General features: G+C 71.3%; 14 protein-coding genes. 11 read left to right on the top strand and 3 right to left on the bottom strand.

The features are described from left to right. Window positions 1-35: 35 nt before the first annotated feature. The 4 genes from KBX46_RS16595 (at window position 36) to KBX46_RS16580 (ending at window position 2,234) form a co-directional block, all read left to right on the top strand. Window positions 36-593 carry a helix-turn-helix domain-containing protein gene (locus tag KBX46_RS16595; protein ID WP_099850774.1) on the top strand — a complete coding sequence of 186 codons (558 nt, stop codon included), beginning with the start codon at window positions 36-38 and terminating at the stop codon, window positions 591-593. Further along, on the top strand, window positions 586-1,455 hold the full coding sequence (locus KBX46_RS16590; RefSeq protein ID WP_099850776.1) for an SRPBCC family protein: 870 nt from the start codon (window positions 586-588) through the stop codon (window positions 1,453-1,455). The genes KBX46_RS16595 and KBX46_RS16590 overlap by 8 nt, the downstream gene beginning before the upstream one ends. A gap of 140 nt (window positions 1,456-1,595) precedes the next feature. Continuing rightward, the gene (locus tag KBX46_RS16585) at window positions 1,596-1,877 is read left to right on the top strand and encodes a hypothetical protein (protein ID WP_088946358.1); all 282 of its coding nucleotides are present in this window, start codon (window positions 1,596-1,598) and stop codon (window positions 1,875-1,877) included. Between the two features lie 123 nt (window positions 1,878-2,000). Then, window positions 2,001-2,234, top strand: coding sequence for a zinc-ribbon domain-containing protein (locus tag KBX46_RS16580; protein WP_088946359.1), 234 nt, complete (start codon window positions 2,001-2,003; stop codon window positions 2,232-2,234). Window positions 2,235-2,473: 239 nt separating this feature from the next. Here the strand turns inward: KBX46_RS16580 and KBX46_RS16575 are convergent, their stop codons facing one another. Continuing rightward, window positions 2,474-3,655, bottom strand: coding sequence for a hypothetical protein (locus tag KBX46_RS16575; RefSeq protein WP_308159551.1), 1,182 nt, complete (start codon window positions 3,653-3,655; stop codon window positions 2,474-2,476). Window positions 3,656-3,830: 175 nt separating this feature from the next. Here KBX46_RS16575 and KBX46_RS16570 point away from each other — a divergent pair, with 175 nt between their 5' ends. The 3 genes from KBX46_RS16570 to KBX46_RS16560 all read left to right on the top strand — a co-directional run bounded on the left by KBX46_RS16570 (window position 3,831) and on the right by KBX46_RS16560 (window position 7,757). Continuing rightward, window positions 3,831-6,086, top strand: a complete 2,256-nt coding sequence (locus KBX46_RS16570; RefSeq protein ID WP_210793159.1) for a bifunctional diguanylate cyclase/phosphodiesterase — start codon at window positions 3,831-3,833, stop codon at window positions 6,084-6,086. A 50-nt stretch (window positions 6,087-6,136) separates the two neighbouring features. After that, window positions 6,137-6,895 carry a MerR family transcriptional regulator gene (locus tag KBX46_RS16565; protein WP_141908003.1) on the top strand — a complete coding sequence of 253 codons (759 nt, stop codon included), beginning with the start codon at window positions 6,137-6,139 and terminating at the stop codon, window positions 6,893-6,895. Between the two features lie 91 nt (window positions 6,896-6,986). Then, window positions 6,987-7,757 carry a hypothetical protein gene (locus tag KBX46_RS16560; protein WP_141908004.1) on the top strand — a complete coding sequence of 257 codons (771 nt, stop codon included), beginning with the start codon at window positions 6,987-6,989 and terminating at the stop codon, window positions 7,755-7,757. Between the two features lie 4 nt (window positions 7,758-7,761). On the opposite strand, the gene KBX46_RS16555 is transcribed toward KBX46_RS16560, so the two are convergent. After that, complete coding sequence (locus KBX46_RS16555; protein ID WP_210793158.1) at window positions 7,762-9,057, bottom strand: serine hydrolase; 1,296 nt, start codon at window positions 9,055-9,057, stop codon at window positions 7,762-7,764. Window positions 9,058-9,211: 154 nt separating this feature from the next. Between KBX46_RS16555 and KBX46_RS16550 the strand changes: the two genes are divergently transcribed. Beyond that, complete coding sequence (locus tag KBX46_RS16550; protein WP_088946364.1) at window positions 9,212-9,496, top strand: putative quinol monooxygenase; 285 nt, start codon at window positions 9,212-9,214, stop codon at window positions 9,494-9,496. 24 nt (window positions 9,497-9,520) lie between these two features. Here the strand turns inward: KBX46_RS16550 and KBX46_RS16545 are convergent, their stop codons facing one another. Beyond that, window positions 9,521-11,047: a gluconokinase gene (locus KBX46_RS16545; protein ID WP_308159549.1), complete on the bottom strand. Its 1,527-nt coding sequence runs from the start codon at window positions 11,045-11,047 to the stop codon at window positions 9,521-9,523. A gap of 196 nt (window positions 11,048-11,243) precedes the next feature. Between KBX46_RS16545 and KBX46_RS16540 the strand changes: the two genes are divergently transcribed. From KBX46_RS16540 to KBX46_RS16530, 3 genes are all read left to right on the top strand, one after another. Beyond that, window positions 11,244-12,407: a hypothetical protein gene (locus KBX46_RS16540; protein WP_210793156.1), complete on the top strand. Its 1,164-nt coding sequence runs from the start codon at window positions 11,244-11,246 to the stop codon at window positions 12,405-12,407. Window positions 12,408-12,452: 45 nt separating this feature from the next. Then, window positions 12,453-12,980 (top strand): hypothetical protein, encoded by a 528-nt coding sequence (locus KBX46_RS16535; protein ID WP_210793155.1) that lies wholly within the window; start codon window positions 12,453-12,455, stop codon window positions 12,978-12,980. Between the two features lie 129 nt (window positions 12,981-13,109). Then, the gene (locus KBX46_RS16530; protein ID WP_210793154.1) at window positions 13,110-14,240 is read left to right on the top strand and encodes an epoxide hydrolase family protein; all 1,131 of its coding nucleotides are present in this window, start codon (window positions 13,110-13,112) and stop codon (window positions 14,238-14,240) included. The last annotated feature ends 53 nt before the right edge of the window (window positions 14,241-14,293 follow it).

The following is a 14,293-nucleotide window of genomic DNA, read 5'->3' as shown; positions in this document are numbered from 1 at the left end:
ACAAACAAGTTTTGTACGTACAAACTGATTTTGTCATGAGAGACGTCCTGTACCTGGAGCAGATCGAGCAGGCCGAAGTCCTGCTCAAGCCGCAGCGCGTCGAGGTGCTGCGACAACTGGCCGAACCGCGCACCTGCACCGAGGTCGCGGCCCGACTCGACCAGACGCCACAGCGCGTCTACTACCACGTCAAGCAGCTCGTCGCGGCCGGCCTGGTGGAGCTGGTCAACGAGCGCAAGGTCCGCGGGATCACCGAGGGCATCTACCAGGCCGCCGCCCGGTCCTACTGGCTGTCGCCCCGGCTCGTCGGCCGGATCGGGCTGCGCCGGGCCCGCGACGAGCTGAGCCTGGGCTACCTGCTCGACCTGATGGAAGAGGTCCAGGCCGACGTCGCGGCCCTGGACCGGGCCGCCCCCGAGCTGCCCTCGATCGGCGTCTCCGGCGAGATCCGGGTGCCGGCAGAGCTTCGCCCGCAGTTCATGCACGACCTGCAAACCGCACTTCAGGACCTGTTCGCCCGTTACGGCGGCAGTGAAGGAGACGCCTTCAAGCTCGCCGTCGCCTGCTATCCGAAAGGAAATGACAATGAGTGACCCGTTGAAGGTCCAGGCCCGTCTCTCCGCGCCCGTCGGGCGCGTCCGCGAGGCCCTGACCGACCCGGCCGAGCTGCGTCTCTGGCTGGCCGAGCACGCCGAGGTCGAGCTGCCCCAGCGGTACGAGTTCTGGGGCCGCTACACGCCCGAGGGTGACGCCCCGCATCAGCGGCTGCTGCACGCCGACGACGACACGCTGCGCTTCAGCTGGCTGCTCGACGGGGTGGAGACCACCACCGAGTTCCAGTTGACCGCCGAGGGCACCGACAGCACCGTGCTGACGCTGACCCAGAGCCACTTCGACTTCGCCGAGGCGATGAGCGGCTCCAGCATCCGGGGCGTGCTCCAGACGTACTGGTCGTTGTGCATCGCCAACCTGGCGGCCCACCTGGAGGGCCGGCCGTTGCTGCCCCGCACCGACTTCACCTCCGCCGACCTGCGCGGTGAGCTGGTCATCGCGGCCCCGGCCGACAAGGTGTGGGAGTCGCTGACCGACTCCGAGCAGGCCAGCGCCTGGTTCGGCTACCCGATCGGCATCGAGCCCTGGGTCGGTGGCCGGTACGCCATGGGCGGGTTCGACGCCGGTTACGCGGCCAAGGTGGTCGACCTGGAGCCGGGCCGGAAGATGTCCGTCGACTGGGGCCCGGTCGGCGTCACCAGCTGGGAGCTGGCCGAGTCCGGTGGCCGGACCACGCTGACGTTCGTGCAGAGCGGCTTCGACGAGACCAACCCGCCGTACGCGGCCTGGACCGGGTCGGTTTCCGGGCTGGCCGAGCTGCGCCGCTTCCACGAGGTGCCGGACTGGCAGCCGATCTGGCTCCCCGCCGAGATCCCCGGCCTGGAGCCCCAGCCGGCCAGCTGACTTCGACGTCCCCGGTCACCTCCGCCTTGGGCAGGCCGAGCCATCGGCGTCCAAGGTGGAGGGACCGGCCGGCGGGTCTCCGCTCTTCGGCTTCGATGGCCGTACCCGGTTGAACTGACCCGTCGGAAAGGGTGGATGGAATGGACAGCCAAAACTGGAAGGGCGTCATCAACCAGATCCTGTACGGGTTGATGTTCACCCCTCAGTTGGACGACGACTCCGCCAGTCAGATGGCCGCAGCGATGGTCGAGCGGCGCTACTTCGGGGACGGCCCGGGTGTGTACGCCGAAGCGATCGTCCAGGCGCAGCAGTACGACGGTCCGCTCACCGACGAGATCGAGACGTCGCACAGCGAGCAGGGGTTCCGCGACTTTCTCCGCCGGCTGGCGGGCGAGCTGGACCAGCGCCGGCCCTGGCACTGAGGGCGGCGCCCGGCAGCTGAGTGCCTCGCCTCGATCACGATCCTGTGCACCCGCGGCGATGCGTGTCCTGATTCGCCGGCCGGATCTGGTGAGTTCTCTGGGTGAAGTGGGTATTGGCGGGCGATGTTCTTCATCTTTGGTCTGCGTACCAAGGTCGACCGGTCCGGTGTCGTGCAGCAGGTCTGCCGTCACTGCGGCAATCAGGCCGCGCAGGTGATCACTCGCCGCTCGACGAAATTCACCCTGTTCTTCATACCGCTCATCCCGATCCGCACCCGGTACGCGCAGCAGTGCACGTTCTGCGGGGCGCAGTACGACATCTCCAGGTCCGACGCTGAGCGCCTCCCGGTCGGCTGATCTCCCGATGGAACGTTTCCTCTGCTGGCTGATCGGCCGACCGACGCCGCCGGTCGACGTGGCGGTGCACACCGTTGCCCGCCCGCCCTGCACCCCCGGCCGGCGCAGACGCCGCCGCGCACGCCGCCCAGTGGCCGGCACCGCCCTGCCCCGATCGCCGTGGAACCGCTCCGCCGGCCGCTGACACACTCGTCGCAGACCCACCCCACCGCCCGTACCTGGGGCTGGCGGCACACCGGTCAGATGCCAGCCATCGGTGCCGGGGCGGACAACGGCAGCACCGGATCGGCCGCCCGGATCGTGGCAACGATCTGTGTCAGTTGCCGGTAGCCGCCGCCGGCCGCCCTGATGTGGGTGTCCGCATCGGCGTGGTTGCCCAGGTGGCACTCGGCGATGGCCCGCAGGAGAAACGCGACGCTGCACAGATCCGGCGGGTCGACACCGGCCCGAACGTCGAGAAGCAGCGACCGCGCCTGCTCCGGCCGCTGGTTGAGCAGGTACGCCAGGCTCATCGCGACACGGGCGGCCAACCTGTGTGGCTGCACCTGAAAGCCGAGCTGTGCCAGTTCCCAGATCTCCACCACCTCGCGGTGGTCGACAGGTGATCTGGTCACCACCGCGGCGTACAGGTACCACAACCCGAACTGGATGCTGAGCGCCTGCCCGATGGCGGCGGCGGTCACGGGATCGGTGCTGTCGGCGCGAGCCAGCGCCGCGAGTCGCTCGGCGTCGGCGACGAAGTCCGTCGCCGACCGCGCGTGTCCCGTGCTCCAGCGTTGTTGAAAGGCGGCGAGCGCGAGCCGCGTGTCGTTACCGTCGCGAACCGGATCTCCGAGGTGGCCGTCGTCCGCCTCCCCATGGCTGATCGTCCGCAGCGTCCGGTTTATCTCCTCCTGGTAGTAGGCCGCCCGCAGCGCCGCGCTGGTGGCGGTCGGCGCCGAGAGCCAGGGGAGCAGGTTGCGGCCGTCACTGTGGGGCGAGGGAATGAGGTTGACCAGCCCCAGAAGCGCCGCGAGTAGTGCTGCGCCGAGCAGCGCGAAGCGTGTCACCGGTGTGCTCGTCAACGCCGTCGCGGCACCCAGCACCGTCGCGGTGCACAGGTTGACCACTGGGCCACTGAGGTAGAACAGCACCATCCGCAGCGGCAACGCAGTCGACGACGGCGCAGGTCGGACCGACACGTGGTTGCGCCACCCGGTGAACGGCGCGATACGGACGGCGACCACCTCCAGGCGCAGCAGCTTCGCCGCGACGAGGTGTCCGCACTCGTGCAGGACGAGGTGCGCCCAGAACGACAGGCAGGTGATGCCAGCGGCGACGATGGCACCCGCCAGGGACTCGGTGACGAGGAGTGCGAACAGCACCGCTTCCACCAACAGAAGGATGGAGGCGGCCACCAGCCGCCGGCGGGTAGAGGTCACCGGGGAGATGGTACGGCCGAACAGGTAACGGCGCGGCCGTCCTACGTGGCCGAACCGGGTCGAATCGCGCGGCCGTCCGGACCTTGGCGGGCACCCGGGGCGCTGGCTAGGCTTTCGGGGTTTGCCGTGGACAGGTCCGCCGAGGGTGCACGTACGACGAAGAGCCGGAGCGACCGTGTCCCGACAGGACGGAAAGCAGGCTGCGGGGCTGCTCAGCCCCGCCGGTGCTGTCGTCGCGGCCGCAGTCATCCTGGTGGAGGCGTGCTGGCTGGTCGCCGCGCTGCCCGGTGCCGCGCTGGTCAGTGACCTCGGCGGGATGCTGGTCGCCGGCTGGGCGACGCTCGCATGCGTCGGGGTGGCCCGCCGGCATCCGGCGCCGCTGCGGCGGTTCTGGACGCTGCTCGCCGTCACCATGGCGCTCGCGGCGCTCGGCCGGGCGATCTGGACGACGCAGCGGCTCGTCGGTGGCGACCTGCCGCACACACCGCTGGTGGGGGTGGTCTTCACCGCCGGCATCCTCACCGGTACGGCGGCGCTGCTCAGCTCGCCGTCGGCGCCCCGGTCGGCGGTGGGGCGGGCCCGCACGTTGCTGGACGGGATGATCGTCGCGCTGGCCCTGGTGCCGATCGGCTGGGTGCTGGTGTTCCGCGGGGTGGCCGCCGCCGAGTTGGCCGACCCGGCGCGCACGCTGGGGCTGCTCTACCCGATGTTCGACCTGATGCAGCTCACCATCCTGGTCGCCGTCGCAGGCCCGGCCCGGCCGATGTGGCGGCCGATGAGCGTGCTCGCGGTGAGCCTCACCCTGCGGGTCGTCGCCGACGTCGTCTACGTGTCGTTGGTCGTCCGTGCCGACTACGCCCCCGGTCACCCGATCGACCTGTGCTGGCCACTGAGCTACCTGCTGATCGGCCTGGCCACCCGGAATCCGCCACCACCGGACTGCGACGGCACCGACGACGCCGCCGTGTCGCCGCTGCCGCCCTGGTGGCGGGTGGCGCTGCCGTACCTGCCGGTGGGTGGGGCGATCATCGCGGTGGTGCTGACCCGTCGGCCCACCGGGCAGGCCCCGCAGCTGGTCTTCGTCACCATGATGGCGTTGCTCGCGGCCCTCGCCGTACGGCAGGGGCTGGCCGCCAACGAGAACCTGCGGCTGGTGGCCCGGCTGCGCCGGCTCGCGTACGGCGACCAGCTCACCGGGCTGCCCAACCGGCTGCTGTTCAACCGGCGGCTGCGCCTGGCCCTGCGCGACGGGCGACCGGTGGCCGTGCTGCTGCTCGACCTGGACGGGTTCAAGCAGGTCAACGACCGGTTCGGGCACGCCACCGGCGACACTCTGCTGACCGGGTTGGCGGCCCGGATGCGGGCTGCCGTGAGCGACGACGGCACCATCGCCCGGCTCGGTGGCGACGAGTTCGCGGTGCTGGTCGACGGCGAGCGACCGGTCTCACCGGAGCGGCTCGCCGAGCGGCTGCTGGACGCGCTGCGGCCCTCCGGCGACGAGGAGGACGTCGGGGTGCACCCGTCGGCGAGCATCGGCATCGCCGAGTACGGCCCGCAGCACGCCTCGCACACGGACCTGCTGCGCGACGCCGACATCGCCATGTACGCGGCGAAGGCGGCCGGGAAGTCCGCGTACCGGACGTGCACCCCGGCGCTGCGCGAGTCGGCCGTCTCCCGCGCCGAGTTGATCGCCGATCTGCGCCGCGCGGTCGACGAGGAGCAGTTGCACCTGGAGTTCCAACCGATCGTCGACCTGTGCACCGGCGCGGTTCGCAGCGCCGAGGCGTTGGTGCGCTGGCGGCACCCGCGTCTGGGGATGCTGCCACCGGCGAGGTTCCTGCCGCTGGCCGAGGAGACCGGGTTGATCCTGCCGATCGACCGCTGGGTGATCCACGAGGCGTGCCGGGCCGCCGCGACCTGGCGGGGCCGGGTGCCGGAGGCGACAGTCGCGGTGAACATCGCCGCGGCGCATCTGCGCCGGCCGGACCTGATCGCCACTGTCACCGCGGCCACCAGTGCCGCCGGCCTGGCGCCGCGGGCGTTGACCCTGGAGCTGACCGAGTCGGCGCTGATCGAGGGCACCGACGCGGTGCTGGAGCGGCTGCACCAGATCCGGGAGCTGGGCATCAGGATCGCCATCGACGACTTCGGCACCGGTTACTCGTCGCTGAGCTACCTGCACCGCATCCCGGCCACCGAGCTGAAGATCGACCGCTCGTTCGTGGCCCGGCTGGGTGCCGACGACCGGGCGTACGCCACGGTGGAGATGATCACCCGGCTGGCTGGCGCGTTCGACCTGACTGTGGTCGCCGAGGGCGTGGAGACCGAGCGCCAGCACGAGGCGGTCGCCGCGATCGGGTGCCCGCGCGGCCAGGGCTATCTGTACGGGCGGCCGGACGGCCCGGCCATGGTGGGCCAGAATCGGGCTTGACCCTCACGTAGCGGCAGGCGGGAGCCTGGTTCCCGGAAGGGAGGGGAACCATGGCGTACACGGTGGGTCAGGTGGCGAAGCTGGCTGGCGTGACGATCCGGACGTTGCACCACTACGACGAGATCGGGTTGCTCTCGCCGAGCGGACGGACCTCGGCCGGTTACCGCCGCTACGACGAGGCGGACCTGCAACGGCTGCAACTCGTCCTGTACTACCGGGAGCTGGGTTTCCCGCTTGAGGAGATCACCGCGATCATCGACGACCCGGCGGCCGACCCGGCCGCCCACCTGCGCCGACAGCACGAGCTGCTGACGGTACGGATGAAGCGGTTGCAGGAGATGGTCACGGCGATCGAGTTCGCGATGGAGGCGAGCAAGTTGAACATCCAACTCACTCCGGAAGAGCGGTTCGAGGTCTTCGGTGACGTCGACCCGGAGGAGCACCAGGCCGAGGCGGAGCAGCGCTGGGGTGACACCGACGCGTACCGGGAGTCGAACCGGCGGGCCTCCCGCTACAGCAAGGAGGACTGGCTACGGATCAAAGCGGAGAACGAGGACTGGGGTCGACGGATCGTCGCGGTGATGGCCTCGGGCGCACCGGCCGACGGCCCGGAGGCGATGGAGTTGGCCGAGGAGCACCGGCAGATCATCAGCCGCTGGTTCTACGAGTGCTCGTACGAGATGCAGACCGGGTTGGCCGACATGTACCTGGCCGACGAGCGGTTCACCGCGCACTACGAGAGCATCGCCCCGGGGCTGGCCGCGTACCTGCACGAGGCGATCCACGCCAACGCGATCAGCCGCGCGTGACGTCGGGCGGTCCGGCTAGTCTGGCCGGACCGCACCGCGGTGAGCGTCGATCGGCGACCGGCCGGCGGCGTGCCGCTCGGGGGAGATGACCGTGCAGAAGCCGAAGCTGATCGCTGCTGTCGCCGTGCTCGTGGTGGCGGTGGGCGCCGGGGCGTACGCCCTGGTGGCTGGCGGCGACGAGCCGGACGCGGGTCGCCCGGCGGCGTCGGCCGGCCCGACCGACCCGGTCGCCGTGCTGAAGGCCGCCGCCGCGAAGGCCGACGAGCAGCCGTACAAGCTGACAGTGGGCACCGGCGGCGCGGACGGCGACGCCACGGTGCTGCTGTGGGACCCGAAGGCGAAGCGTGGTCTGGAGACCACCTCGCTGAAGGTGCCCACCGGTGAGGTGAAGATCGAGCGGTTGACGACCGGGCCGGACGTCTACGTGCGGGTGACCGCCCCGGACCGCCGAGTGCCGGTCTGGGACGGCAAGACCTGGTGGCACGTCGGCGCCGCGGGAAAGCCGGCGGCCAAGCAGGGCCTGGACAACACCCGGCTGGCCAGCACGTTGGCCGCGCCGGCCGGGGTCCGGCAGACCGCCACGCGGGAGTTCGCCGGCACGTTGGACCTGCGCGAGAGCGGCGCGGTGCTGGGCAGCGGGGTCAGCAAGGTGCTCGGTGACCGGGCCGGGGCGGTGCCGTTCACGGCGGCCGTCGACGAGCAGGGGCGGTTGGTGCGTTACCGCATCGAGTTGGCCAGCGAGCAGTCGCAGACCGCACAGCTCGACCTGACGTACTCGGACTTCGGGTCGCCGGTGTCGGCCGACCCGCCGGCGGCCGACCTGGTCGGCGAGGACCCGCCGGCGAACATCCCCGGCGCCTGACGGCTCACTCCTCGACCGCCCCCTCGCTGGGGGTGACGAGAAAGTCGTAGACGGTACGGGCCATCCGACGGACCGTCTCGTCGCCGGTGGCCATCGGCCCGGCGGTGAGGAACGCGACGGCGGTCTCGGTGCCGGGGATCAGGTAGTAGCCGACGTCGTGGGAGGCGTCCGGCAGGTCACCGGTCTTGTGGGCCACCGGCACCCCGGGTGGCAACGCCGCCGGGATCTTGGTGTTCAGGGTCTGCTCCCGCATGAACCCGATCATCAGGTCACGGGACGCGGGGGTGAGGATCTCGCCGTCCCAGACGGCGCCGAGCAGGGACACCACGTCGTCCGGGCTGGTGTAGTTCTCCTCGCCACGCTGGGCGGCCGCACTGTCGAGCATCCGGCGGGCCAGGATGGTGGACCGCTGGTTCATCGAGTCGATCAGCGCGTTGACCGGGGCGAACCCACCCAGGTAGGTGATCAGCACGTTCGCGGCCACGTTGTCGCTGTACTTGATGAGGTACCGAGCGAGCCGGTGCAGGGTGACCACCTGCGGGAACGTCTCGAACTGCAACTGACCGGTGCCGCCGACCACGTCCTCCGGGGTGACCAGCACGCCGTCGTCGAGGGCGACCTGTCCACAGTCGACCCGGCGGAGCAGCTCGACGAGGATCCACAGTTTGATCACGCTGGCGGCCTTGGGGCGCAGCGAGCCGTTGACCGCGATCTGCTGGTCGCCGTACCGGCCGGACAGGTCGCGAACGGTGACCCCGGCCGGGTTGAGGCTCGCGTCGGCGACCACCCGGGCGAGCTGCCCGCTGAGCGGAAACAGCCGGGCTCCGGCGATCGGGTCGGTGGGCGGTTGCGGGCTGGTGACCACCACGCCGGTCAGCGTCGTCGGCGCCCGGTGCCGTTGGATCACCTCAAGCGTGCCCTCGGCGCGTCCGACCAGCGGCACCCGGTAGCGGTAGGCCGTGCCCCCGACGACGACAGCGCCGCTGGCCACCCCGGCGGCGACCCGCATGCCCGGGTCGGCGACCCGGCCGGTGTCGCCGTCGCAGGCGCGGTAGCGCACGGTGTGCCCGAGCGAGTCCACAGCGAACACCCCGCCGGGGAACGACAACCAGGACACCTCGCTGGTCGGCGCCCGCTCCGGCGTCGGCTCCACACCGGGCTCGTGGCCCTGACCGTCCGCAGTGGCCGGCCCGGTCGTCGCGACCACGGCAAGCGCGACCGTCGCCGCCAGCCACTTCAGGGGTACGCGGACAGGGGCCCCCAGCAGGGAAGATGAGCGCTTCTTGTCGCTTTTTCTCACGTTTGCACGATATGAAGCGCCGGGGGCTGGTGAGGCCAGCGGGACCGGCGTCACCCGTCCGGGCGGCGATGTCCGCACGAGCGTGATGACTCACAGGTATAAAAATGACTCACAGGCATCAGCCTCATCAGCGGCACCGACCCCGGAGGTCCCCATGTTGATCATTGCAGGCAGCCTGCAGGTCGAACCGGCCGCACGTGAGGCCTACCTGGCCGACTGCGAACAGGTCATCGCGCAGGCGCGCGCCACCGCCGGCTGCCTCGACTTCCTGCTCGCGGCCGACCCGTTGGAACCGGGGCGGATCCACGTCTACGAACGCTGGGAGTCCGCGGAGCAGTTGGCCGCGTTCCGGGGCTCCGGGCCGAGTGACACGCAGGAAGTGGAGATCCTCGACGCCGACGTGCAGCGCTACCTGATCTCCGGCGTCGAGGCACCCTGACCCGGGTCACCCACGGCCGGAGGGTCACATCGGCGGTCCCGCCGAGGGCTCGGGTTCCGCGGGCAGGCTGGGCGCCAGCCGGCGCATCGAGGTGAACGCGGGCACCAGCGCGTCGTACAGCTCGGCGAAGAGCGGCAGCAGCGCCGCATAGGTGGCGGCGGCGGCCGGGTCGGGGCGTACCGTCTCCTCGATCCGCACCAGGTCGGCGGCGACGTCGATGCTGGGGATCAGCCCCAGCGCCTGCATGCCGAGCAGCGCCGCGCCGAAGCTCGACCCCTCATGCGCGGCCGGAAAGCTCACCGGCAGGCCGAGCACGTCGGCGAGCATTTGCCGCCACAGGCCGCTGCGGGCGAAACCGCCACCGGCCCGGATCTCGCGGACCTCGTTGCCGGCCGAGCGCACCGAGCTGAGCACCAGCGCAAGCTGCTGACAGACCCCCTCCAGCGCCGCCCGGATCAGATGCTCGCGGCGGTGCCCGTGGGTCAACCCCACGTACGCGCCGCGCGGCAGCGCGCTCCAGTGCGGCGCGCGTTCGCTGTGCAGGTACGGCAGCATGATGAGCCCGCCCGAGCCGACCGGCGCGCGGGCGGCGAGGGCGACCAGCTCCTCCTCGGCGTGCTCGCCCAGGTCCGGGGCGAGCGCCGCGCCGGCCCACTTGAGGACGATGCCGCCGTTGTTGATCGCGCCGCCGACGGTCCAGCGGTGCTCGGTCAGCGCGTAGCAGAACACCCCGCCGAGCGGGTCCACGCCCGGCCGCTCCACCATCACGCGCATCGCGCCGCTGGTGCCGATCGAGCAGGCCACCATGCCCGGGTGCACCGCGCCCAGGCCCAGGTTCGCCAGTGGCCCGTCCCCGGCGCCGACCACCACCGGGGTGCGCTCCGGCAGACCGGTCACGGCCGCGACCTGCGGGGTGAGGCTGGGCAGCACGGCGGTGGTGGCGACGAGCTGGGGGAGTTGCTCCTCGGTGATGCCGGCGATGGTCAGCGCCTCGCTGTCCCACTCCAGTGTGTGGATGTCCATCAGGCCGGTGGCCGAGGCGATGGAGTGGTCGATGACCAGTGCGTCGCAGAGCCGCAGCAGCACCCAGTCCTTGATGCCCACCCAGTGCGCGACGCTCTCGAAGAGCTTCGGCTCCTGCTCGGCGAACCAGAGCAGCTTGGGCAGCGGTGACATGGGATGGACCGGCGTGCCGGTGCGACGGTGCAGGGCCAGCCCGGACGGCACCGCCCGCAGCCGCTCCGCCTGCCGGGTCGCCCGCGAGTCGGCCCAGGTGATCGACGGGGTGAGCGGGTTGCCGGCCGCGTCCAGGCCGATCAGGCTGTGCATTGCGGAGCTGAACGAGAGCCCGGCCACCGGCTCGACCAGCTCGGCCACCACCATGCTGATCGACTTCAGCACGGCGTCGAGGATGAGTTGCGGCTCCTGCTCGGCGTACCCGGGTTGGGGGTCGTCCAGCGGGTAGCCGACCGAGTGGCTGGCGAGCTGCCGCCCGTCGGTGTCGTACGCGACGGCCTTGGTGCTGGTGGTGCCGATGTCCACGCCGACCACGACCCCAGGCAAGGTGGCTGGCGGCACTACCGTCACCCCCTCGGTATACATGAATCGACGCAACAGTATCGCCCTATCGTGTTGGTTCCTCCGCCGATCGGACAGTTCACCCGTTTCGGCGTTTCCGAGCGCCGCGCCGCGCCTGTTAATCCCCATGACACCCCAGATTGGTGGCCTGCGCGGCGAAGGAGTCGGCGTGGCAAAGACTGAATCGACGGGTTCCACCTGGCGCTACCGGTGGGCGCACCGGCAGAACGTGCGGCGGGTCAGCACCTACCGCGGTGCCGAAGCGGCGTGGCGGCGACGCGACGACGAGTTACGGCGGCTGCGCGTCCTGGCCGCCGACTTCCAGGGCTCCGCGGCGGCCGGTGCGGGACTGCCGCTGGAGTTGGCCGCCGACGAGGTGGTGCTCTGGGCACTGCCCGCGGCGCAACTGGTCGAGGTGCGGCACACCACAGTGCTGCCCGCGCCCGACCTCACTGTCGCCCCGCAGACCGGGCCGCTGCGCCCACGCCGCCCCGACGGCGTACGCGTCACCGACGCCGGCATGGCCGTGATCACCAGCCGTCGACTGGTGCTGCTCGGTGGGCGAGGCCGGCGCGAGTGGGCGTACGGCCGGATCACCGGGCTGGCCCACGACCCGGCGGCCCCGGTCACCCTGATCCAGGCGCTGGACCGGCGGCTCACCTCCGGGTTGCTGCTGCCCACCGACGCCGCGCCGGACTTCCGGTTCAAGCTGACGCTGGCCTTCGCCGACGCGATCGAACAACGCGCCGCGGTGCTCGACCAGCTCGACGAGCTGATCGCCGAGCACGCCCAGCTCAAGCCGTTCCGGCCGGCAGTGAACACCCCAGCGCAGGCCCGGTTCACCGCGCGGGTGCCCGGTGGTCGGCGGACCCTCGCGGTGGCCGCCGCCATCGCGCTGCTGGTGCCGGCGGCGCTGATCGAGTCGGACCCGTCCGACCCGACCGGTGGCGCGGAGGTCGCCGCCGCCGCCACCCCGGCGCCCACCCACAGCGCAGCGCCCACCCACAGCGCGGCGCCCGCGCTGATCCGCCCGTCGCCGGTGCGGGTCACCCCGCCGCCGTCGAAGCCGACGAGGTCACCACGGCCGTCACCGAGCGCGTCTCAGGGTCCGCGCTGTGGGGCACCGGAAAACCCGCTGGGGTACGACTATTGCGGCGGGACGCGGATCCGCAAGCCGGCCGCCGAGGTGTGCGACTGGTTCGACTGCGTTCCGCAGTTCTGGTCCGGCCGGGGTTACCTGGTGCAGTGTCGGGACGGTTCGGTCAGCCTGACCGGCGGCCGGCCCAATGCCTGCGCGGAGCACGGTGGCGTGCGGCGAACCGTCGCCAAGTGACCGATTTAGGGGCGAAAGTCTGCTTCGGTCGGCCAGAATGATCGAGTGGAGATCCGGTCTGACGATGGCGCTCGGGTGCGGATACGCCCCGTCGGCTACCAGCCCGGCATCGACCCGCCCGACGACCCCGAGGGGCCCATGCCCGGCTGGCACGACTGGCTGCTCATCGAGGTGGACGCCCGCACCGCCGACGGTCAGACCTGGTCACACCACTACCCGAGCCTGATGGTCGAGGAGGCCCGCGCCCTCGGCGGCTGGCTGCACGGGCAGGCCACCGCCGCCCTCGGGCTGAGCGCGCCGCCGGCGCTGGTCCGCTTCACCGAACCCAACCTTGCCCTGCGCAGCCGGGTGCTGCGCCGCCGCCGGCTGGAACTGATCGTGGAGTTCTCCGCCGAGTCACTGCCACCCTGGATGCGCCGCCCGTCCACAGCGATCTACCCGCTGGTCCTCACCGTGTCCGCCGACGCCCTCGCCACCGCCGCCCAGCACTGGGCCGAACACTGCGAGGCGTACCCGCCACGGACCCGGTCGCGGTTTCCAGCCCGGGGCCGGCTCCCCGACCCACTCGGCTAGAGTGATCTTCGTCAGCCACGAGAGGAGGTGAGCCCGGTGACCACCCATCGTCATTCCTGGGCGCTCCTCTCGGCCGTCCCCCTCAGCTGACCTTCCGCGTCGGGGAGCGCCCTCCTTATCGGAGGACCAATGTCTGTCTCTTCCTTCCGCATCGACGTGCCCGATGCGGTCCTCGACGACCTGCGGGCCCGACTGGCCCGTACCCGATTCACCGACCGCAGCGGCAACCAGCCGTGGCAGGGCGGCGTCGACCCCAACTACCTGCGGGACCTGGTGTCCTACTGGCACGACGGATTCGACTGGCGCGCTCGCGAGGCCGAGCTCAACGCGTACCCCCAGCACCTGGCCGTCGTCGGCGGCCGGAAGCTGCACTTCCTGCACGTCCGGGCCGCGCGCCCGGCGGGTACGCCCGCGCCGTTGCCGTTGATCCTCAGCCACGGCTGGCCCAGCAGCTTCGTCGAGATGCTGCCGCTGGTCGACCGGCTGACCAGCCCTGCCGGCGGCGGTTTCGACGTGGTGGTGCCCTCGCTGCCCGGCTTCGGCTTCTCGGAGGTCCCGGACGAGCCGGTCACCCGGGCGTTGCTGGCCCGGACGCTGCATGAGCTGATGACAGACGTGCTCGGCTACGAGCGGTACGGCGCCTTCGGCGGCGACGTCGGGGGAGTGGTCACCGGCTGGCTGGGTGCCCTCCATCCGGAGCAGGTGGCCGGCATCCACATGATCCATCCACCGTTCCCGGCCAGCTTCGACGCCCGTCCTCTGTCGGCGGCCGAGCAGGCGTTCATGGACGCCGAAGCCGCGTACGACGAGACCGACGGCGGCTACAGCGCCATCATGGGCACCCGCCCGGACACCCTCGCTGCGGCGCTCGCCGACTCACCCGCCGGGCTGGCCGCCTGGATCGTCGACAAGTACCGCGACTGGAGCGACAACCGCGGGGACCTGGCGAACAGCATCGACACCGACACCCTGCTCACCATCATCACGCTCTACTGGGTCACCGGCACGATCGGCTCGTCGTTCCGGCAGTACGCCGACTTCGGCCACAACACGCTACGACCCGACATCACAGTGCCGGCCGCGTTCACGGTGAGCACCGAACCCTCGATGGGCAACTTCCCCCGGGAGATCGCCGAGCGGGCCTGCACCGACATCCGGCACTGGAGCGAGCCGGGCCGGGGCGGGCACTTCATGCCGCTGGAGGAACCGGATCTGCTCGCCGTTGAGTTGAGGGAGTTCTTCACCTCGCTGCGCGCGTAGTCGCGGTGCTTGCTCGCTGACCAGCGCCCGGGGTGGCCGGGGGGGGTGTGGGG

The organism is Micromonospora sp. C81, assembly GCF_018070425.1.
GTDB classification, from domain to species: domain Bacteria; phylum Actinomycetota; class Actinomycetes; order Mycobacteriales; family Micromonosporaceae; genus Micromonospora; species Micromonospora zamorensis.
Note: the sequence above shows the minus strand (reverse complement) of the source record. Positions and strands in the feature narration are given on the sequence as shown.

What these genes read in the sequence shown, in the direction of transcription:
- KBX46_RS16595 (WP_099850774.1), top strand. Translation starts at nt 36, where the DNA reads ATGAGAGACGTCCTGTACCTGGAGCAGATCGAGCAGGCCGAAGTCCTG.
- KBX46_RS16550 (WP_088946364.1), top strand. Translation starts at nt 9,212, where the DNA reads ATGTTGATCATTGCAGGCAGCCTGCAGGTCGAACCGGCCGCACGTGAG.
- KBX46_RS16580 (WP_088946359.1), top strand. Translation starts at nt 2,001, where the DNA reads ATGTTCTTCATCTTTGGTCTGCGTACCAAGGTCGACCGGTCCGGTGTC.
- KBX46_RS16585 (WP_088946358.1), top strand. Translation starts at nt 1,596, where the DNA reads ATGGACAGCCAAAACTGGAAGGGCGTCATCAACCAGATCCTGTACGGG.
- KBX46_RS16530 (WP_210793154.1), top strand. Translation starts at nt 13,110, where the DNA reads ATGTCTGTCTCTTCCTTCCGCATCGACGTGCCCGATGCGGTCCTCGAC.
- KBX46_RS16590 (WP_099850776.1), top strand. Translation starts at nt 586, where the DNA reads ATGAGTGACCCGTTGAAGGTCCAGGCCCGTCTCTCCGCGCCCGTCGGG.
- KBX46_RS16565 (WP_141908003.1), top strand. Translation starts at nt 6,137, where the DNA reads ATGGCGTACACGGTGGGTCAGGTGGCGAAGCTGGCTGGCGTGACGATC.